Origin of the sequence: Streptomyces sp. NPDC085866, from assembly GCF_044541035.1 — a bacterium.
Taxonomy (GTDB): Bacteria; Actinomycetota; Actinomycetes; order Streptomycetales; family Streptomycetaceae; genus Streptomyces.
Genome location: NZ_JBITSQ010000016.1, coordinates 198,110 through 216,125, shown reverse-complemented (window position 1 = coordinate 216,125; position 18,016 = coordinate 198,110). Strand labels below are relative to the sequence as shown.

Annotated in this window: 18 protein-coding genes and 2 pseudogenes; 11 read left to right on the top strand and 9 right to left on the bottom strand. The window is 69.0% G+C overall.

Features of this window, described 5'->3' with window-relative positions; genetic code table 11:
* Positions 1 to 6 precede the first annotated feature (6 nt).
* On the bottom strand, positions 7 to 1,608 hold the full coding sequence (locus ACIF83_RS35105; protein WP_399733038.1) for a bifunctional 3-(3-hydroxy-phenyl)propionate/3-hydroxycinnamic acid hydroxylase: 1,602 nt from the start codon (positions 1,606 to 1,608) through the stop codon (positions 7 to 9).
* A gap of 132 nt (positions 1,609 to 1,740) precedes the next feature.
* On the opposite strand from ACIF83_RS35105, the gene ACIF83_RS35100 reads away from it, so the two are divergent.
* Positions 1,741 to 2,385: a TetR family transcriptional regulator gene (locus ACIF83_RS35100; RefSeq protein ID WP_398141071.1), complete on the top strand. Its 645-nt coding sequence runs from the start codon at positions 1,741 to 1,743 to the stop codon at positions 2,383 to 2,385.
* Positions 2,386 to 2,414: 29 nt separating this feature from the next.
* On the opposite strand, the gene ACIF83_RS35095 is transcribed toward ACIF83_RS35100, so the two are convergent.
* A complete protein-coding gene (locus ACIF83_RS35095) occupies positions 2,415 to 3,356 on the bottom strand; it encodes an amidohydrolase family protein (protein WP_393481170.1) in 942 nt (313 codons plus the stop codon).
* Between the two features lie 58 nt (positions 3,357 to 3,414).
* Between ACIF83_RS35095 and ACIF83_RS35090 the strand changes: the two genes are divergently transcribed.
* Positions 3,415 to 3,963, top strand: a complete 549-nt coding sequence (locus tag ACIF83_RS35090) for a MarR family winged helix-turn-helix transcriptional regulator (protein WP_399733034.1) — start codon at positions 3,415 to 3,417, stop codon at positions 3,961 to 3,963.
* A gap of 182 nt (positions 3,964 to 4,145) precedes the next feature.
* Here the strand turns inward: ACIF83_RS35090 and ACIF83_RS35085 are convergent, their stop codons facing one another.
* The gene (locus ACIF83_RS35085; RefSeq protein ID WP_393481165.1) at positions 4,146 to 4,799 is read right to left on the bottom strand and encodes a TetR family transcriptional regulator; all 654 of its coding nucleotides are present in this window, start codon (positions 4,797 to 4,799) and stop codon (positions 4,146 to 4,148) included.
* Between the two features lie 176 nt (positions 4,800 to 4,975).
* Between ACIF83_RS35085 and ACIF83_RS35080 the strand changes: the two are divergent.
* The 4 genes and pseudogenes from ACIF83_RS35080 to ACIF83_RS35065 form a co-directional block, all read left to right on the top strand.
* Positions 4,976 to 5,863 (top strand): annotated as a pseudogene (locus ACIF83_RS35080) (type IV secretion protein Rhs); the annotation flags it as partial.
* A 473-nt stretch (positions 5,864 to 6,336) separates the two neighbouring features.
* Positions 6,337 to 6,405: pseudogene (locus ACIF83_RS35075) on the top strand (hypothetical protein); the annotation flags it as partial.
* Positions 6,378 to 7,142 carry an RHS repeat-associated core domain-containing protein gene (locus tag ACIF83_RS35070; RefSeq protein ID WP_399733073.1) on the top strand — a complete coding sequence of 255 codons (765 nt, stop codon included), beginning with the start codon at positions 6,378 to 6,380 and terminating at the stop codon, positions 7,140 to 7,142. The pseudogene ACIF83_RS35075 and the gene ACIF83_RS35070, both read left to right, overlap by 28 nt.
* Positions 7,143 to 7,302: 160 nt before the next feature.
* Complete coding sequence (locus tag ACIF83_RS35065; protein ID WP_399733031.1) at positions 7,303 to 8,298, top strand: hypothetical protein; 996 nt, start codon at positions 7,303 to 7,305, stop codon at positions 8,296 to 8,298.
* A gap of 41 nt (positions 8,299 to 8,339) precedes the next feature.
* Here the strand turns inward: ACIF83_RS35065 and ACIF83_RS35060 are convergent, their stop codons facing one another.
* Together ACIF83_RS35060 and ACIF83_RS35055 are read right to left on the bottom strand one after the other, a co-directional pair.
* Positions 8,340 to 9,503, bottom strand: a complete 1,164-nt coding sequence (locus tag ACIF83_RS35060) for a multicopper oxidase family protein (protein ID WP_399733029.1) — start codon at positions 9,501 to 9,503, stop codon at positions 8,340 to 8,342.
* A 171-nt stretch (positions 9,504 to 9,674) separates the two neighbouring features.
* On the bottom strand, positions 9,675 to 9,890 hold the full coding sequence (locus ACIF83_RS35055; protein WP_399733026.1) for a hypothetical protein: 216 nt from the start codon (positions 9,888 to 9,890) through the stop codon (positions 9,675 to 9,677).
* A gap of 506 nt (positions 9,891 to 10,396) precedes the next feature.
* On the opposite strand from ACIF83_RS35055, the gene ACIF83_RS35050 reads away from it, so the two are divergent.
* From ACIF83_RS35050 to ACIF83_RS35040, 3 genes are read left to right on the top strand one after another with little or no spacing between them, the layout of a single operon-like run.
* Positions 10,397 to 11,602 (top strand): phosphatidylserine/phosphatidylglycerophosphate/cardiolipin synthase family protein, encoded by a 1,206-nt coding sequence (locus tag ACIF83_RS35050; RefSeq protein ID WP_399733023.1) that lies wholly within the window; start codon positions 10,397 to 10,399, stop codon positions 11,600 to 11,602.
* A gap of 51 nt (positions 11,603 to 11,653) precedes the next feature.
* Positions 11,654 to 12,001, top strand: coding sequence for an STAS domain-containing protein (locus ACIF83_RS35045; RefSeq protein WP_399733020.1), 348 nt, complete (start codon positions 11,654 to 11,656; stop codon positions 11,999 to 12,001).
* Positions 11,998 to 12,552: an ATP-binding protein gene (locus ACIF83_RS35040; RefSeq protein WP_399733017.1), complete on the top strand. Its 555-nt coding sequence runs from the start codon at positions 11,998 to 12,000 to the stop codon at positions 12,550 to 12,552. The genes ACIF83_RS35045 and ACIF83_RS35040 overlap by 4 nt, the downstream gene beginning before the upstream one ends.
* Positions 12,553 to 12,813: 261 nt before the next feature.
* On the opposite strand, the gene ACIF83_RS35035 is transcribed toward ACIF83_RS35040, so the two are convergent.
* The 4 genes from ACIF83_RS35035 to ACIF83_RS35020 all read right to left on the bottom strand — a co-directional run bounded on the left by ACIF83_RS35035 (position 12,814) and on the right by ACIF83_RS35020 (position 16,140).
* Positions 12,814 to 12,984, bottom strand: coding sequence for a hydrophobic protein (locus tag ACIF83_RS35035; protein WP_393481148.1), 171 nt, complete (start codon positions 12,982 to 12,984; stop codon positions 12,814 to 12,816).
* A gap of 65 nt (positions 12,985 to 13,049) precedes the next feature.
* Positions 13,050 to 13,436, bottom strand: a complete 387-nt coding sequence (locus ACIF83_RS35030) for an STAS domain-containing protein (protein WP_393481146.1) — start codon at positions 13,434 to 13,436, stop codon at positions 13,050 to 13,052.
* Positions 13,433 to 14,521, bottom strand: coding sequence for a B12-binding domain-containing protein (locus ACIF83_RS35025; RefSeq protein WP_393481143.1), 1,089 nt, complete (start codon positions 14,519 to 14,521; stop codon positions 13,433 to 13,435). Before ACIF83_RS35025 ends, ACIF83_RS35030 begins: the two co-directional genes overlap by 4 nt.
* The gene (locus ACIF83_RS35020) at positions 14,518 to 16,140 is read right to left on the bottom strand and encodes a SpoIIE family protein phosphatase (RefSeq protein WP_399733013.1); all 1,623 of its coding nucleotides are present in this window, start codon (positions 16,138 to 16,140) and stop codon (positions 14,518 to 14,520) included. The genes ACIF83_RS35025 and ACIF83_RS35020 overlap by 4 nt, the downstream gene beginning before the upstream one ends.
* A gap of 376 nt (positions 16,141 to 16,516) precedes the next feature.
* Between ACIF83_RS35020 and ACIF83_RS35015 the strand changes: the two genes are divergently transcribed.
* Both ACIF83_RS35015 and ACIF83_RS35010 read left to right on the top strand, forming a co-directional pair.
* On the top strand, positions 16,517 to 17,347 hold the full coding sequence (locus tag ACIF83_RS35015) for a YihY/virulence factor BrkB family protein (protein ID WP_393481139.1): 831 nt from the start codon (positions 16,517 to 16,519) through the stop codon (positions 17,345 to 17,347).
* A 119-nt stretch (positions 17,348 to 17,466) separates the two neighbouring features.
* Entirely contained in the window at positions 17,467 to 17,964 is a 498-nt protein-coding gene (locus tag ACIF83_RS35010) for a MarR family winged helix-turn-helix transcriptional regulator (RefSeq protein ID WP_399733010.1), read from the top strand.
* Positions 17,965 to 18,016 lie beyond the last annotated feature (52 nt).

The following is an 18,016-nucleotide window of genomic DNA, read 5'->3' as shown; positions in this document are numbered from 1 at the left end:
TGCTCCTCACTGGGCTGAGACGGTGGCCGACCGCGCGGCGGGCGCGAATCCGGGCGGCGGAGGCGGCAGTTGGGCGCCGGCGGGTGCGGCGGCGTAGACATAGGCGTCGGGGCGCAGGGCGAGGGTGGTCACCTGGTGCTCCTTCATCCAGCGCAGCAGAACGCCGTCGCTGTCGACGACCGCGCCCTCGGCCGGACGGGATCCGGCGGGTGTGACGGTGAGCGAGGGGACGCCGAGGCGCTCCCAGGCGGGCTGGGGCACGGGCAGTCCGCCGTGCAGGAGCAGCCAGCGGCCGCCCAGCACGTCGTCCAGACGGACCCGGTTGCCGTCGGGGCCGGTCGCCCAGGGCTGTGGCAGCTGATGACCGGACGCCTTGGTGCGTGCGCGGTCCTGCAGGCCGGCGGCGTAGTGGGCGACGGGTATCCAGTTCGAGTCCTGGAGCCAGTCGGTGAGACCCGGCGCCCGGTTCAGGACGGGAAGCACGGCGTCACGGACACCCGTGATCACGCGGCGCCGCTCGGTGATGATCCGGCCGACGAACACCGCGCGCTTGGTGACCTCCTTGACGTGCGGCTTGCGTTCGGCCTCGTAGCTGTCGAGCACCGACTCGGGCAGTTCGCCGCGCAACACCGCGTCCAGCTTCCAGCACAGGTTGGCCACGTCTCGCACCCCGGCGGCCATGCCCTGGCCGATCCACGGCGGCATGGCGTGGGCGGCGTCACCCGCGAGGAAGACCCGCCCCACCCGGAAGCGGGTCGCGAAACGGACGTGATGGCTGTAGACGGTGGCCCGAAGGATCTTGATCTGGTCCCGGCCGATGCCGTACCGGGACACCATCGCGTAGATCGCGTCGTCGGTGGTCAGGTGCTTCTCGTCGTCCCCGGGCAGGATCGGGAACTCCCAGCGGTGATGCCCGAGCGGCGTCGGGCAGTCCACGGCCGGCCGCGCAGGATCGCAGCGGAAGCGCAGCCGGTCGTGGTCGGGCCACGGCTTGAGCATCTCGGTGTCGATGACCACCCAGCGGTCCTCGTACGTCCGCCCCTCGTAACCGACGTTCAGCTGGGCGCGGGTGAGGCTGGAGCCGCCGTCCGCGGCGATGACGTAGGAGGCGCGCAGGCGTCGTACGGAGTCGTCGACGGTGGAGAGGGCCGTCAGTTCCACGCCGTCGCCGTCCTGGCGCAGACGCAGGCACTCGTGGCGCAGGAGCACCTCGACGTTCGGATGGCGGTCGACTCCGTCGCGCAGGACCTGCTCCAGCGCCGGCTGGTAGATGAACATCTGCGGCGGATGGCCGTGGCCGCGCGGGGCGGGGTGAGCGCTGAGGAAGGTGCGGCCCCGGGCGTCGACGAAGTCGAGGGCCCGCTCGGCCAGCATGTCCGCCTTCAGCCGCTCCGCCAGGCCGATGCGCTGCCAGATCCGTACGACCTCCTCGTCCGTGGAGATCGCCCGCGCGCGGGAGAAGATCTCGGCGTCCCGTTCCAGGACGACAACCCTGAGTCCCATCCCTCCCAGCAGGTTCGCCGCGGTCACCCCTGTGGGGCCGTAGCCGATCACCGCCACGTCGTACGTGCTGTCCCCGGCCCCGCCCTCGGCGCTGATCTCGGTCACCAGGCCACCTCACTGTCGTCCCTGTCGCACACGGCTCTTGCTGTAGTGATCACTCCAATTGGAATGACTGCTACATTAAAGATGAGCGCGGGATAGGGTCAAGTGCCGGTGACGGGAGAAAGGGCACACTCGATGACCAGGCCGCAGACGACGCGCAAGAAGCGCGCGAACGGGGTGGAGTCGCGGCAGCGGATCCTCGACGCCGCGGTGGAGATCGCGGGCGAGCGCGGGTACGAGGGCACGTCGATCGCGGCGGTGAGCGCCAAGTGCGGGCTGCCGGCCAGCTCGATCTACTGGCACTTCAAGGACAAGGACGACCTGATCGCCGCGGTCATCGAACGCAGCTTCGAGACCTGGCTGACAGCCGTCGAGCTGCCCGGCGAAGAGGCGGGCACGCCGCTGGAACGGGTCACCGCCATGGCGGCGAACGTCGCGAGATCACTCGTCGACGCGCCCGACTTCCTGCGCCTCGGCCTGATGCTCGCACTGGAGCGGCGCCCCACGGAACCGAGGGGTCGGACCGTGTTCCTCCAGGTCCGCGACATCTCCCGGCGGAAGATCGCCGAAGTGATCGAGAGCCTCCTCCCGGACCTGGACGAGGACTCCGTGCACACCCTCACCACCTACGCCGTGGCCGGCGCCGACGGCCTGTTCATCCATCGCGAGATCTGCGGCGACGGTGTCGACCTGGTGGCCATGTTCGAACTGCACGCACGTCTGGTCTTCGACGCGGCCACGCGCATGGCCGCGAGGACCCCGACGCGCCCTTTCGCATAGCCGGGCATCAAGCCCGAGGTGTCGCCTGATCAGGCCCTGGCGAGCCGGGGAAAGAGGACCTCGGCGCTGCCGCGGTCGATCGCGTCCAGCCGGCCGGTCTCGAAGCCGTCGTAGCCGTCCAGCATGGAGTCCAGGAGCGTGCCGGCCTCCTGCGGGGCGAAGGGGAAGTCGCTGCCGTAGAGGATGTGCCCGGGGGCGGCGAAGGCGAGCAGCGAGGGCAGGGCGGACGGCGTGGAGGACAGCGCGGTGTCGAAGTAGAAGCGCTGCAGATCGGTCAGGATGCCCAGCGGCGTGGTGCCGGGGTTGAACTGGGCGCCGCCGGTGAACCGCCAGGCCGCGTACGGCAGGAAGCCGCCGGCGTGGGAGAGGATCACCTTCATCCGGGTGTACCGGCTCATCACGCCGTTGAGCGTCATGTGCACGGCGGTCCGGGTGGTGTCGAACGGGAAGTCCAGCAGCGGGCCGGGCATGCCCTCCAGCATGGGCATCGGCGGCGCGTCGGGATGGACGAAGACCACCGCGGCGCGGGCGTCCAGCTCGGCCCACAGCGGCTCGTACATCTTGTCGCCGAGATAGCGGCCCCGCACGTTGGACATCAACACCACGCCGTCGGCGTGCAGTTCGTCCAGCGCGTGGGCGGCCTCGGCGACGGCACCGTCCACGTCCGGCAGCGGAAGGCCGGCGAAGAACCCGAAGCGGTCCGGTCGGTCCTTGGCCAGCTCCGCGCTGTACTCGTTGACCCCGCGGGCGATCGTGCGGGCCTCGGCGTCGTCGCCGAAGTGGGTGCCCGGCGAGCTGATGGACAGGATGCCGGTGGCGATCGACCGGCGATCCATCATCGCGATCGCACCGTCCGCGTCCCATGCGGGGGTGGGCCAGCCGGCGGCCGTCACGCCGTGACGGTCCATCACGTCCCGGTAGGCCGGCGGGATGAGGTGCTGGTGGACGTCGATGCGGTACGGAGAGGACAAGACCTCTCGCCTCCTAATATTTAGGCGGCTAACCATTGCTCTGGTAAGTTACACCTCCGTGAGCAAGAAAGACAACGGTGAGCAGGTCACGCCGAACGCCGTCACGGGCGCCGGCGACGCCGGGGACGTCGGCGGCGTCGACACCATCGGCGACATCGGCGAGGTCGGCGCGGAAGAGATCGCACAGGCGGCCGACGCTCTCTTCGTCGCCATGCGACGGGCCCGTTCTGCGGGCGCCGAGCACTTCGGCGGACTCTCCCTGGCCCAGGTCGCACTGCTCGAACCACTGGCCACGGAGCCGGACATCCCGGTGGGCCGGCTGGCGAGCAGCGCGGACGTCAGCGTCCCCACCGCCACCCGTATGCTGCAGCAGCTGGAGACGAAGGGCATCGTGGTGCGCCGCCGCTCCCCCGAGGACGAGCGGCGGGTCCTGGTCAGCCTCACCGACAAGGGAGCCGAGCTGGTGGCGACGCTCCGGGCCCGGCTGCGGGAGCGCCAGGCCCACGCCTACGAGGCGTTCACGCCGGCCGAGCGCACCCAGCTCGTCACCCTCCTGCGCCGCCTCACCGACCTCGTCTCCGACGCCCGCCCGGACTCCCGGCGATAGCGACGCGGACTGCCGGCGGCAGTGGCGCGGGCTCCCGGCGACATTGAAGAGAAGGGCCGGACTGCGCACGTCGGCGCGGAACGGCTCGTCGTATCGCAACACGTAACCGCACAAGACGGGGACCCCTGAGCCCTCAGGCGTCCTCAGGAGTCCTCGGGCGCCCCGCCCAGACGACCAAGGGATCAGTCGGCCGCAGCCTCCGCGGCCACCGTCGACGCGACCTCCTCGACCACGGCGCGCGCCTCCCGCTCCGGCACACCGGCCGCGATGAGCATGGTGACGGCGGTACGGGTGCCGTCGTCCTCCAGCGCCCCGCTGTTGACCTCCTCCAGCAGCGCGACCGTCATCGCCTCCAGGCCGGCGCTGAGCACGGCCGACGGCAGGTGGGAGTGGAAGACGCCCGCGCGCTGCCCTCGTTCGAGGATGGCCGCGCCCTCCGCGCGAGCCGGTGCCAGGATCTCGGCCACGCGTTCGGCGCCCAGGTCACGGCGGGCCAGCGCCAGCAGGAACCGGTAGCGGTCGCCCACGGGCCAGATCGAGAACACGAAGTACGCGAGCGCCCGCTCGGCCGGCTCGTCCGGCCCGGAGTGCGCGGCCCCGGCCGCCAGCGTGTTCCGAAGGGCTTCGGAGGCCTCCTCGGCGAGCGCCTCCAGCAGCGCCGCACGCCCGGGAAAATGACCGAAGAGGGTGCGCCGTACGACACCGGAGGCCCGCGCCAGCTCCTCCAGCGTGACGTCGGGGTTGCGGCCGAGCTCCTGGCGCGCCGTGGCCAGGATGCGCGCCCGGTTGGAGCGCGCGTTGCGTCGCTGAGGCACACGGGCCGCGGGCTTGCTCACGAATACCTCGGCGAATTCACTGTCACGTACGGCGGGCGAACGCGACGACTGTACCTTCGCCGCGATCTCCCAGGTCGGGACCGACACCGACGGTCCAGGTCAGTCGGCATTTCCCACCGCCCCTGACCACCCGTGAGGCATCGAGAGATCACCACCGATTACGCTCCTCGAACGCAATGCGTGAACTCGGTGTCCGCGAGCGCATGCACTTCGCCCACCACGCCACCGGCGCCGTGCGGAGCGTCACCGACCCGCTCGGAGCGGTCCTTCGTCTGGAGGCCGACGCGGCCGGACTCCCGGTCGCCGTGGAGGACGCCCGCGGCGCCCGCACCGTGGTCCGCCGGGACGCCTTCGGACAGCCACTCGAACTGACCGACGCACTCGGCCGGTCCAGCCGTTTCGTGTGGGACCCCGAGGGCCGGCTCCGCACGCGCACCGCTCCCGACGGCAGCAGCGAGACCTGGGAGTGGGACGGCGAGGGCAACTGCGTCCGCCACACCGACCAGCTCGGCGGCGTCACCAGCAGCACCTTCGGACCGTTCGACCTGCTCACCACGCGAACCACGCCGGACGGCCGCACGCACACCTTCGCCCACGACACCGAGCAGCGCCTGGTCCAGGTGGTCGACCCGGCCGGACTGACGTGGAACTACGAGTTCGACCCCCTCGGCCGCGTGGTGACCGAGACCGACTTCGACGGTCGCACCAGCCACTGCGCCTACGACCCGGCCGGCCGGCTGGTCAAGCGCACCAACGCGGCCGGACAGGACATCGGCTTCGAGTTCGACGAGAACGGCCGACTCACCGCGAAGACGGTCGGGAACACCCGCACCAGGTTCTCCTACGACGCCGCGTCCCGCCTGACAGCAGCCGAAAGCCCCCAGAGCGCCCTTGAGTTCACCTACGACGCGGCGGGGCGCCTGCTCACCCAGACCGTCGACGGCGCCACCCTCCGCCTCGGCTACGACCCGGCGGGCCGGCGCGTCTCACGCACCACGCCCACCGGCGCACGCACCGAGCTGGGCTGGGACGAGGCAGGCAACCGCACCGCCCTCACCGTCGACGGCCGGCACACCCTGACCTTCGGCCACGACCTGCTCGGCCGCGAGACCGAACGCACCGTGGGCGAGAGACTGCGTCTCACCTCGGACTGGGACGCGACGGGCCGCCTCACGCAGCAGAACCTGACCGCCCGCCCGGGCCGCCGGATCCGCGCCCGCAAGTACACCTACCGCGCCGACGGCCACCTCATCGCCGTACACGAAGAGGTCACCGACCCGGCACCACTTACGCCCTCGACCCCATCGGCCGCCCCCTGCACGCCACGGGACCCGCCGGACCGGAGAGTTACGCCTACGACGCGTCGGGCAACCAGCTCACCGCCGAGTGACCGGACCGCGCCGCCGACCCTGCGGCCCGCGGGGAACGTGAGTACACCGGCACCCGCGTCATCCGCGCCGGACACACCAGCTACCGCTACGACGATGCCGGGCGCCTCGTCGAACGCGTCAAGAAGCGCCTGTCCCGCAAGCCCGACGTGTGGCACTACGTCTGGGACGCCGAGAACCGCCTCACCTCCTGCACCACCCCCGACGGCGCCACCTGGCACTACCGGTACGACCCACTGGGCCGCCGCACCGCCAAGTACCCTCTGGACGAGACCGGTTCGGTCATCGACGAGACCCGCTTCACCTGGGACGGCACCCGCCTGGCCGAACAGACGACGACCGCCACCGACACCACGCTCACCTGGGGCCACGACGGCTTCCGGCCCCTCGTCCAGTACGGCACGAGCGCAAACCACTGTCCGACGCCGAGGTCGACTCCCGCTTCTTCGCCATCGTCTCGGACCTCGTCGGCACCCCGACCGAACTCGTCGACGAGACCGGCACGATCGCCTGGCGCACCCGAGCGACGGTCTGGGGCACCCGAGCGACGGTCTGGGGCACCACGGCCGTCAACCCGGACGCCACCGCCCACACGCCGCTACGCCACCCCGGCCAGTACGCCGACCCCGAGACCGGGCTCCACTACAACTACTTCCGTCACTACGACCCGGAGACCGTCCGGTACGTCAGCCCCGACCGGGTGGGTCTGGCGCCCTGCCGCAAGGACCACTACGAGTGGACCCAGGGAAGCAACGGGCGGGGCGGCAGCATCCGGTACAAGCCGCTGGACCACCACGGCCGGCCCACGGGTGTCTCGGCGAGCATTCGCCCGGAGATGCTCGATTCAGGCACCGAGGCGGGCAAGTCCAAGCCGCCGGCCGGCGCGGCCACGGGACCACGTTCAACGAGGCCCGGGGTCATCTGCTCACCAACCGTCTCGGCGGCGCGGGTGTGAAGCACAGCGCCAAGGACAACCTGGTGACCCAGAACAACCCCGCGGCCGGGGTGCGCACCGCCGTGCCCGGGTGGACACCCTGAGTGTGTAGTGTCCACGTCCGGTCCTCGACACCGCACCCCCGTCTTGTCCCGCCCCCCGCTCCTGGGAGTCCTGGCTCATGCCGCGTACCACCCCGCCCCGCCCCGTCGACGTAGAAGCGGCCTTTCCTGAACTGAGCGGTCTGCGCCGGGGCGCCACACGGTTGCACCCGCGGCGCGGTACCCCCACCGCTCAGGACAGCTCGGTCGGCGGCCCGCTGCTGTGGCCGCGTGCCGAGCCCTGGCCGGTCTGCACGATCCCCCACAAGCGGGGAAGCGGCTACCGCTACACCGACGTGACGCGCAAGCGAGAGATCCTGGCAGCGGCCGGGCGGCGCGAACCGAACCCCGGACCCACCGCCGAAGAGATCGAGATCATCGACGGCTTCAAACGAGGCCGGCACGCCCCGCACCTCGCCGACACGGACCCCATCCCGATGCTCGCCGTGGCTCAGCTGTACCGCCGTGACGTCCCCGACCTGCCCTGGAGGGGGGATGACGACCTCCTCCAGGTGTTCTGGTGCGGCTTCGAACGGCACGGCGACACCCGCCACGACCTCCACGTACAGCTCCGCTGGCACCGCTCCCCGGACATCGCCACACCACTGACCGAGCAGCCGGCCCCTGAGGTGGTCGGCCGCGAAGAACTCGTCCCGAATCCCTGCGTGCTGCACCCCGAGGAGATCGTCGAACACCCCTACCTCGAAACCCTGTCCCCCGATCTGCAGGCTCGCATCGACGCTTGGGAAGGACCGGAGGACGACGACGGCCCGCAGTACATCTACGACTTGTCCACGGCCCCCGGCTGGAAGACCGGCGGATACATCGCCTGGAACCTCACCGGACCGCGGCCGCTTGTCTGCGCCGACTGCAGCGCGGAACTCGACCCACTCTTGACAGCTGACCAATGTGAATGGGATCCCAGCACCACCAGCTGGGTCCCGTTCGAGGACCAGCCGGACTCAGACGCCCTGTGGGCCAACGACCCCACCGAGGTCTCACCGGGCCGCGGCCGCCTGACCATCGCCGTATGCCCCCGCGACCCGCACCATCCACTGGGGCTCGTCACCCAGTGAATGGCCAGGCACTCGCGCTGGTAGTGGGCTACGCCGATCCCTCAGTCGTTGGCCCGGACGATCGTCCAGGGGCGCATCAGGTCGTCGTCTTCGTGTTCGAGGAGGTGGCAGTGGTGGATGTACGTCGCCGGGAGCTCGGCTCCGCTGCCCGGAATCGACGCGATCGTGTCAGTCGGCGGGATGAATTCCTGGATGATGATCCTCGTCACCATCTGCGCAGGAGCCTTGACCGTGTCCTTGTAGGACAGCGCTTCGTCCGGGTCCGGCGGAATCGGTGGGCCGGTGAAGTAGTCGGCCGGCACCGGGTGGTCCTCCGGTCTGCGGCCACCGTAGATCCACTTGTCGTAGTCCGTCTGGTAGCGGGCCGCGTCGATCGGCTGCCTGTTCAGCACCTGGAAGTTGACGAGGTGGACATGCATCGGGTGGGCGTCATGGTTGGGATTGATGTACTCCCAGATCTCGGTCGAGCCCTCCTTGATGAAGGCCTGGGACGGCTCCATGTACGGCACCGCGTTGAACGTCATCGTCCTGAAGAGCTTGTGCTGGTACACGACCCATTCCCGCCGACGGGTGTGCGGTTTCGGCTTGATGGGCGGGACCGACTGCAGCTTGAGTTTCTCGGGCGGCGTCGTCCTGTCCCCACCTCCGGACAGTGGTTTGATGACCCGGAATCTCATGATGTCCGCGATTTCCGGTCCGCAGCCGGGGATGCCGGGGTAGTGGACCTGCGTTCCCGGGTAGTTCGTCAATGTGACTTCCCTGCCCTTGGCCTGACTGAAGTCGGCGATCAGGTCGTACCGCTCGGCTGGACTGATCAGGAAGTCCAGCATTTGCAGCGGAGCACGGAAGCCGCAGTCTGTGCCGATCAGCCAGAACGGCAGTTGCGGCTGAAGAAGTACATCTCTGGGAACGTCGAACCTCAGCCGCCAGAAACGCTCGTTCGAGGCGTTGAGAACGCGCAGCCGGTAGCGTCGCGGCTCGACGTCCAGGTAAGGGTACGCCTTCCCGTTGACGACCGGGGTGTCCTCGCCTTCCCTGTCGACCACGGTGTAGGCGAGCGAGCCGTTCGCGTTGAAGGTCCGGTCCTGCAGGATGAGGGGGACCTCGAATTCGCCTCGCGGCAGCCCGAGCCGCTCGTCGGAGGGGTACGAATGAAGTAGAGACCGGCAAGTTGCCCGGGTCCAGGGTGGTGTAGCCCTCGGCATGGAAGCCTTTCGGACTGAACGCCTGCAGCGGCAGTCCGTCGGACTGCGGTGCCGTGTAACCGCCGTGCTGGTGTACGACGTTCCACACGTCGATGTTCTCGGGAAAGGGCTGGTGGGGCTTGTAGGGAGGCGGAGGGTCCGGAGAGACCAGGGGGTTCCCGTCACGAACCTTCACTTGACGACCGTCGGGTGATCCCTGGTCGTGTTGAAGGTCGGCCCGAGACAGCCCATGCCGATCGGATTGTGAGGGTCGTGCGGATTCGTGGCCCAGTAACCCCACACGGGTGATGGCCCGAGATCCCGGTGGAACTGCCACGTGCCCTGCCGCATCGTGAACTCGTAGTAGTCGGCGCCCGGATAGACGGAAGGGTCCGGGATGGCTGACACCGGCCTGGGCAGCGGGTCGACGAACCTCTTCAGCGGAGGGGTGTTCGGCGTCCCTCGGGATCCTTGCACCCTGCCGGCGGGTGCGCCGTCGCCGCATACGTCCGCTCTCCCAGAACACCCTGGGGAAGCATGGCCGCAGCCCCCATGGCACCGGCCATGAGGAATTTCCTTCGCTCAACCACCGTGTCCAGCCTTCCCTCACCTCATGTATCGCTCTCAAGGGATACCGGGCTGGTTCGGAACGCTGCCGAGCACGACGGACCGGTCCGGGGAAGCCACTCATTGATCCGGCCTCGGCAGCAGTTCGGCGGGCATTGAAATGGGAACCAAATCATTCGGAATTGGAACCTGATTATTATCGCCGGCGGGCCAAGACCGTTTCCAGGTGGGCTCGGTCCCGGCAAATGGCTGGAGTAAGGCGGCGCCGACCGGGCATCCGCTTGTTCGGGCTCGTCCGGCAGCCCATGGCGTCTTCTGTCTTCTGACCCGGTGGGGGATTCGGCGTGATGATCGACGGTGTACCGGCAGTCCCCGCTCACGGCGCCACACCCGACGCGGCGGCACGCAAGCAGCGCCTGCGCCGCCGCCTGGAGCGACTGATCGGCGTGGCTGCCACCGAAGGCAACGACCTGGTGCCCCTGCGCAATGGTGATGAGATCTTCCCCGCGATGCTCGGGGCGATCCGTGCGGCTCGGCACACCATCGACTTGATGACGTTCGTGTACTGGCGGGGCCGCATCGCCCACGACTTCGCCGTAGCTCTGGCCGAGCGCGCCCGCGCGGGGGTGCGGGTGCGACTGCTGCTCGACGGCTTCGGCGCCAAGGAGATCGAGCGGCGGCTGCTCGACCTCATGAGCGGCGCGGGCGTGCAGGTGGCCTGGTTCCGCAAACCCGTGTGGCTGTCACCGTTCAAGCAGAACCACCGCTGTCACCGCAAGGCCCTCGTCGTCGACGAGCGCACCGCCTTCACCGGCGGCGTCGGCATCGCGGAGGAATGGTGTGGCGATGCACGCAACCCTGCCGAGTGGCAAGACACCCATGTCCAGGTCCGCGGTCCGGCCGTGGACGGCATCGCGGCCGCGTTCGCGCAGAACTGGGCGGAATGCCACGACCAACTCTTCGACGACCGTGACCGCTTCACGGAACACCCGCAGACCGGCTCGTCGGTGGTGCAGGTCGTCCGCGGCTCCGCGAGCATCGGCTGGCAGGACATGCAGACCCTCATCCGCGTCATGCTCACTTCTGCCGAGGAACGCTTCCGGCTGGCTACCGCCTACTTCGCCCCTGACACCTATTTCATCGACCTGCTGCGGGAAACCGCGCGTCGCGGCGTGCGGGTCGAGATCCTGCTGCCCGGCCCCCACACCGACCAGCGCGCCTGTCAGCTCGCCGGTCAACACCACTACACACGGCTGCTGCAGGCGGGCGTGCACATTCGTCAGTATCAGCCGACCATGATGCACGCCAAGATCATCACAGTGGACTCGGTCGCCTCCCTCATCGGATCCACCAACTTCAACCGCCGGTCCATGGACCACGACGAAGAGGTCATGCTCGCCGTCCTGGACGAGACGTTCACCGCCGCACTCGACCGCGACTACGAGGCAGACCTGCAGCGCAGCGCGGAGATCGACCTCACGCGATGGAGACGGCGGGCAATGCTGCAACGCGCCAAGGAAGCCGCGGTCGCCCCGCTCCGGCGCTTCCTGTGACCCCCGCTCAAGGGGTTGGCGTCAAAAGCGCCCCGGTGCCACGATGGCGCAATGCCTGCGGCCCACGCCACGAACGTCCACATCGTCCCCCACGATCAGGCCCTGTACATCATCCTGCGCGGAGAGTTGGACTACGACGACGCCGACGACGTCCAAGCCGCCTGGGAGGCCGCCGACCTCGCGGCACTTGCCACCACAGTGGTGGATCTCACCCAGGTCACCTTCGCGGACAGCATGCTCCTGAACGCGCTCCTCGAAGCCCGGCACCAACACGACTCAGCCGAGCGCGAGTTCGTCCTGCTCGGCCCGCTGCACCCCTCGGTCAGCCGGCTTTTGACCATCAGCGGCACCCTCGAACACTTCACGATCTTGAACTCGGATCCCTACAGGAGACCGTGACAGCGGTCATCCCCATGAGCGCGACCACAGCGGGTAGGCGAAAAGAGCGAAACGAAAACGATCAGCAACCAGAAAGCAGAACTCACTGCACGGGAAATTCCATGGTCATCCCGATTGGGAATCAGGCGACGGACGAGCACGACTCGGCAGCGCCATTGCGATACGGCGCCGCCTGGGGCAGCGAAGGGACATCCATCGCTTGCACCCGGCACGCCGTTCGTACACTGCTCGTCCAGGCAGGGCACCCCAGCGACCACCAGCTGAGTCAGGACGCCCAGATCGTCGTCAGCGAACTCGTCACCAACGCGCTGCGCCACGCACCCGGCCCCGGCCAACTCCTGTTGGAACTCATCCCTGAAAGCGGCCTGCTGCGTATCACCGTTCGCGACCGCTCAACGCGGCAGCCACGACTGCTCGTCCCCGACCCTCGCCGCATCGGGGGACACGGCCTGCACTTGATCACCCGGCTCTGCGTGCGGTTCCACACGGTCCCCCTCGACGACGGCAAACAGGTCATGGCCGAACTCAGCCTGCGCGGAGACACTCCCTAGCCACCGGCGCACGGGGAGTCACGGCACGCCGTACGCGCAGATACGGCCGCACCCCCGCCGCCACACACGCTGCCGCGGACCAGCTCGGCCGCGCTCCGGTCTCGCCCCCCGACCGCAACTCGTCCACCTTCGCTGCCCTTTGGCACGCCTATGGGTTGTATGGCGCATCACTCGGCCGACGGCCTCCACCTCCGGCATGCGCGCAGGGCCCGGCCGTCACATCGGCCGGGCCCTGCGAAGTGGGCGCGTGTGCGGGTCAGGTCACCATCGATACCAACGGCCTCGGCCACCTCCGGGGGTGGCGGAGCGCATGACGAAGCCGAGAAGCCACAGCACCAGGACGGCGACGGCTACCCACCAGAGGATCTTGATGGCGAAGCCGGCACCAAAGAGGATCAGTGCAAGAAGCAGAACGAGCAGCAGGGGAACCATCTTTATCAACCTCCTGACCCCCGTGTGCCCTGCAAAGTAACCGGCATGCCCCAACGATTGCTTGTTTATGAAGGGAAAGCACAGTCCCCCTGGCACGCAGGGGGCTCCCCACGGCTTCCCGGAGCGGTGAGGTGATCCAGCACATTGGTCAGGCGCAACATGCGCTCCAGGACGTCCGGCCGATTGTCCAGGTGCAGAGTGACGCCGATTTCGGTGGTACGGCGGTGGATCATCAACAGGGCGGCCAAGCCCGTGGAGTCGATCCAGGTCAGGTCACGAAAGTCCACACGCACGTCGTGCAGCCGCGCGCTGTCGACTGCCAGGTGCTCGAGGACGATGTCGATCAGATCGTCGCTCGTGTCGTAGTCGAGCTCGCCGCCCACCCGCACGGTCAGCGTGGTCGGCTCATCGAAGACAGTGACGGAGAACTCGGTGGGCTGCAGGTCGGTCATGCGCGGGTGCCAAATTCGGGGGCGGGACGGGTGGGGCGGCCGCGCAGAACGGCCCTGCCCGCGTCGATCAGGTCTACGGTGCGGGGGAATTCACGTAGCTGATCGGCCAGGATGTCCAGACCGGTCACCACGGAGCGGGCGGGAACATGCCTGGCCTCCAGGATGTCGGCGGCCCAGGTCAGGAACGAGGTGAACATCTCGGGGTCGTCGACATAGAGGGCGGTGGCCAGGAAGTCGACGATGTGGCCGATGTCCTCCGCAGTGCGCTCCCGCTGCGCGTCGTCGTAGCCACGAGCGACCGGGAAGCTGGTTTCGAGGCCGACCAGGGTCTGCTTGACGAGCTGAACTCGGGACTGGACGACCATCGTGTATTCCTGGTCGGCCAGGTGCGGCAGATCGTCCGTCACCTGTCGGATCGCTGCCGGACGGGGTCGGACAAGACCCACTTCGAGCACGGCGGCAACGCCGCGGGCGTCGGCCGCCCACTGATCGGCACCCAGCGCCCGGGCGTAGCGGCCGTCCGCGCCGAAGGCACGACCACCGGCCAGGACGAGGATGCCGACGGCCTGACAGGCGGTGATGGCAGCGTGGGCGGTCGGCAGACGGGTGGGGATCGATCCGGACAGCAGGACGGCGTCGGGGTTGGTGTGGTGCAGGTGGGACACGAGATGCGGCGTCGGGGTCTGCGCGCCCAGATAATCGACCTGCCAGCCGCGCAGGTGGAGTACCTCGGCGACGAGCCGGGCGGGGAGGGCATGCCATTCGCCGTCGATGCAGCTGACCGTCACCCGGCCCTGGTGCGGGGCGCGGCGTTCGCGTGCCGGCCGACGGTGGGAGAGGGAGGCGATCACCCGCTCGTTGATGGCGGTGACGGCGTGTTCCTGAGCCACCGTGATGCGGTCGGCGGCCCATTCGACCCCGACTCTTGCCTGGACGGGCGCGATCACGTCCAGCAGCAGTGTTTCCTCGTCCACTCCGTCGGCCACCGCCTTGTGGACGATGTCCACGGCTCCGTATTCGTCGCCGTCGACCACCGCCTGCCACAGCCGGTCCGGCAGATCGGCCGTCGCGGTGGAGTGCCTCACATGCTCCTCCTGCTGTTCTGCGCACTTGCCCGCCCGTCGAGGACCGTCAGCAGGCCGGCTCTGGGGACGCTGATGACGACGGCGGCCATGTCGTCGTGGCGGCCTGCGCCCAGCCACTGGGCGGCCCGCATCTGCACCCGTTCCACGACCGCTTCCGCCGGCAGGCCCGCGCATTCGGACAGGGTCCGCCGCAGGCGGTGCTCGCCGAAGAATTCGTCGCCCAGCGGGCCGCCGCGTGCTTCGGTGATGCCGTCGGTGTAGAGCAGGCACGTGTCGCCGGGCCCCAGCACCGTCTGGACCGTGTGCGCCGTGACGGCCGGCAGGGCACCGACGAGGGTGCCGTGCGTAGGTACTTCTTCCACTGTGCCGTCGGCGCGGACGATCAGCGGCGGCAGGTGTCCGGCGCTGGTCAGCCGGACCTGGGCTCGGCTGCCGCGGCGGCGGACCGAGGCGAGCACCAGCGTGGCGAAGCGGGTGTGGTGGGAGGTGAGCAGGGCACCGTTGAGCAGGTTGAGCACCCGCTGATGGTCGCCGGTCAGCGGCAGCAGCGCGTGCAACGTGTTACGGATCTTGCCGGTGAGCACTGCCGCTTCCAGTCCCTTGCCCGCGACGTCTCCGAGGACGACGAGGGTGTCCTGGGAAGGGTCGGCGCCGGGGTGGACATCGTAGAAGTCCCCTCCCACCCGCTCGTGGTCCTTGGCCGCGCGGTAGCCGCCGGCGTACTCGACGCCGTGCACGCTGCTCAGCGTCGGAGGCAGCAACTCGCGCATCAGGGTGGCGGTGACAGTGGCCTGTTCCCCGTAGAGGCGTGCGGCGGAGAGGGCGGCACCGGCGCGGGCGGCGAAAAGCCGGGCGAAGACCTCCTCGCCTTCGGTGAAGGACTGCTCGGTGCTGGAACGCAGCAGAATCAGTGCTCCGGCAGGTACACCGTGACCGGGAAGCGGAGTGACGATCACGGAGCCGACCGGTCCGGCGAAACCGTCCGGGGCAACCCAGTCGGGAATGCCGGCGGGGTTTATCCAACGGGCCGGTACGGGTGGGAAACCCTGGAGGGCCTCGGTCAGGCCCGGCACTTTGGCCACGTCGACCTGCCGCGTGACCTGGGTGACGAGGCCGTCCCGGTTCGCGAAGGTCAGCGAGTGGCGCCGCCCTTGCGGTGGAGCGACGAGAACGGCGGCTTCGGCGAGATGTGCCGCGGCCATGCAGGCAGCCATCTCCATGCAGCGCGGCACGTTCAGCGTGGACAGCAGGGCGCTGGACACCTCCGACAGGATCCCGGTCCGCGTGTGCGCGTCGCTCAGAGCGGCCTCGGCGAGTCGGCGGTCGGTGTCTTCGACCAGCCACCACACCACATCACCGTTGCCGGCCGCGGTCGGATGCGCCTCGAAGTGACGACCATGGATGCGTCCGCTCGGCAGGGCGGCACCCGTGCTGCGCCGCCCGTCGCCGATGCACTGGTGAGCGGCGGAAAGCCAGGAGGGAACCTGCTCGTGCAGCCGGTCGCCGCCGGCCGCGCCGGGCAGGAGTGTCCGGGCGGCCTCGTTGATGTCGACGAGGCAGCCGTGCCGATCGACGATCAGGACAGGGTAAGGGGCCTCGGTCCACGTCATACCGACCATGTGGCCGGCATCGGGTGGACGGGCGGAGGTACCGGGGGAAGCAGACACAAGCGGAGGCGCGCACCGTGCGCACCTCACCACCTTCCTGCCATGGGGAAATAGATGTCTTACGACAACAGTCCCGCATCCACCCCTGTGGTGGCAACCCGCCCCGGAAAGCACAACAGACCGTCACATCCGGCCTGTCATCCCATAACGTGGCTCGCCTTCGCGCCTGGGCCGTGAGCCGGACCGTCGCTCCCTCATCCGCACCTCAGCGGGTATCAGAGTCTCTGACTCAGGAAGCGGCCCGAGGAAAGGAGATGAGAGCATCCGCCTCATGGATGACGCAGACGGTCGCGCGGCTCGGTGGTGGGCGGCGCTGCGCCGTACGCCGGTGGCGGTCTGGAACGACGACGTCACGGACTGGGCCGCCGCGTTGACGTACTACGCGGTCCTGGCCCTGTTTCCGGTACTGCTGGTGATCCTCTCGATCGTGGGTCTGACCATCCCGACAGCCAAACCGGAGGTCATCGACCGCATGTCGCAGGCCGCCCCGGTCGCGTCCCGGCCTCTGCTGCGCAGCACCCTGCGGCAGATGGCCGAACAGTCCTCTGCGGCATGGACGCTGATTTTCCTCGGCGGGGCGGGAGCCCTTTGGTCGGGATCCAGCTATCTGAGCGTATTCCGCCGGGCGTTGCACGCCATGCATGGCATCAGTGCGCATCGGCCGGTCTGGCGCACCGCTCCGCGCATCATCGCCACGGCTCTCGCCCTGATCTCTCTGCTTCTCACCACCACCTTGATGTTGTTCATCACCGGCAGCCTGGCCCGGCGTCTGGGCCGAGCGCTGGACCTGGGTACCGGGCCCCAGGTCGTCTGGGACGCCCTGCGGTGGCCGGTCGTGGCCGCGGTCGCCGTGGCCCTGGTGCTCGTCCTCTACCGTTCGGGCCCTGCGTCTGCCCGCCCTGTGGAAAAGATGGCGCCCGGCGGCACCTTGGCGGTGGTGCTCCTGTTGGCCGTCTCGCTCGGATTCACCGTCTACACCTCCCACGCCAGTACCTATCACCGTCTGTACGGCTCACTGGCGGGCGTCGTGGTCTTCCTGGTCTGGCTGTGGCTGGCCAACCTGGCCCTTCTGGTCGGTGCCCAGTTCAACGCGGAGCTGGCGAAGCCTGCTCAAGGGAAAGGACCCGATCGTGCACTGCCTGAGGCGGACCGCCCGTAAGCCTCCGGCCGGATGGTCGTGAGCCTCGAATGACGCTGGTTGCGCACCGGCTCCCCGGGTAGAGCCATTGAATATGGGCTGTTCCCGCAACAGCCGGTCTCACTGAAAGTGATGTGTTCGTGACACTTCCCGGCGGCGCCGACGACCGCGCTGAGGGCTCGGGTGACGATCCGAGCATAGGCGCGCACGGAATCGCCGATGCCGTGGAGCGGCTTGCGAACCTGTGGTCCGAGGCTGCCCAGGAGGCGACGGTACGGTTGTCCCTCCACCAACTGCGGGCGCTTCGGGCTCTGGAGACGGCACCGAAGGCGAATCTCACGGGCTTGGCGGAGCGAATGGACATAGGGCTTCCCACTGCCAGCCGTCTCTGTGACCGGCTGGAAGCAGCGGGCATGCTGGAGCGTGCGCTGCACCCGCACAACCGTCGCGAGGTGCAGCTGAGGCTCACCGGGCTGGGGCGCCGCGTCCTGGCGGATGTGGCCCGCCGACGCGCCCAGGCCCTGGCTGAAGCACTGGCGGCCATGGAACCTGCGGAGCGATCGGCGCTGATCCGTGGCATGAAAGCCTTCCCTGCCGCTCTGGGCGAAGCGTCCTTCCAACCACCGCAGACGCCATAGGGTCAGCGGTTCGGTCTCGTCCCCGAGCGCGCCCCGGTATCACGCCCTGCCC

Excerpts from the sequence above, each read along its gene's own strand:
- ACIF83_RS35100 (WP_398141071.1), top strand. The coding sequence starts at position 1,741 with ATGACCAGGCCGCAGACGACGCGCAAGAAGCGCGCGAACGGGGTGGAG.
- ACIF83_RS35065 (WP_399733031.1), top strand. The coding sequence starts at position 7,303 with ATGCCGCGTACCACCCCGCCCCGCCCCGTCGACGTAGAAGCGGCCTTT.
- ACIF83_RS35060 (WP_399733029.1), bottom strand. The coding sequence starts at position 9,503 with ATGCCGAGGGCTACACCACCCTGGACCCGGGCAACTTGCCGGTCTCTA.
- ACIF83_RS35050 (WP_399733023.1), top strand. The coding sequence starts at position 10,397 with ATGATCGACGGTGTACCGGCAGTCCCCGCTCACGGCGCCACACCCGAC.
- ACIF83_RS35045 (WP_399733020.1), top strand. The coding sequence starts at position 11,654 with ATGCCTGCGGCCCACGCCACGAACGTCCACATCGTCCCCCACGATCAG.
- ACIF83_RS35035 (WP_393481148.1), bottom strand. The coding sequence starts at position 12,984 with ATGGTTCCCCTGCTGCTCGTTCTGCTTCTTGCACTGATCCTCTTTGGT.
- ACIF83_RS35030 (WP_393481146.1), bottom strand. The coding sequence starts at position 13,436 with ATGACCGACCTGCAGCCCACCGAGTTCTCCGTCACTGTCTTCGATGAG.
- ACIF83_RS35020 (WP_399733013.1), bottom strand. The coding sequence starts at position 16,140 with ATGGTCGGTATGACGTGGACCGAGGCCCCTTACCCTGTCCTGATCGTC.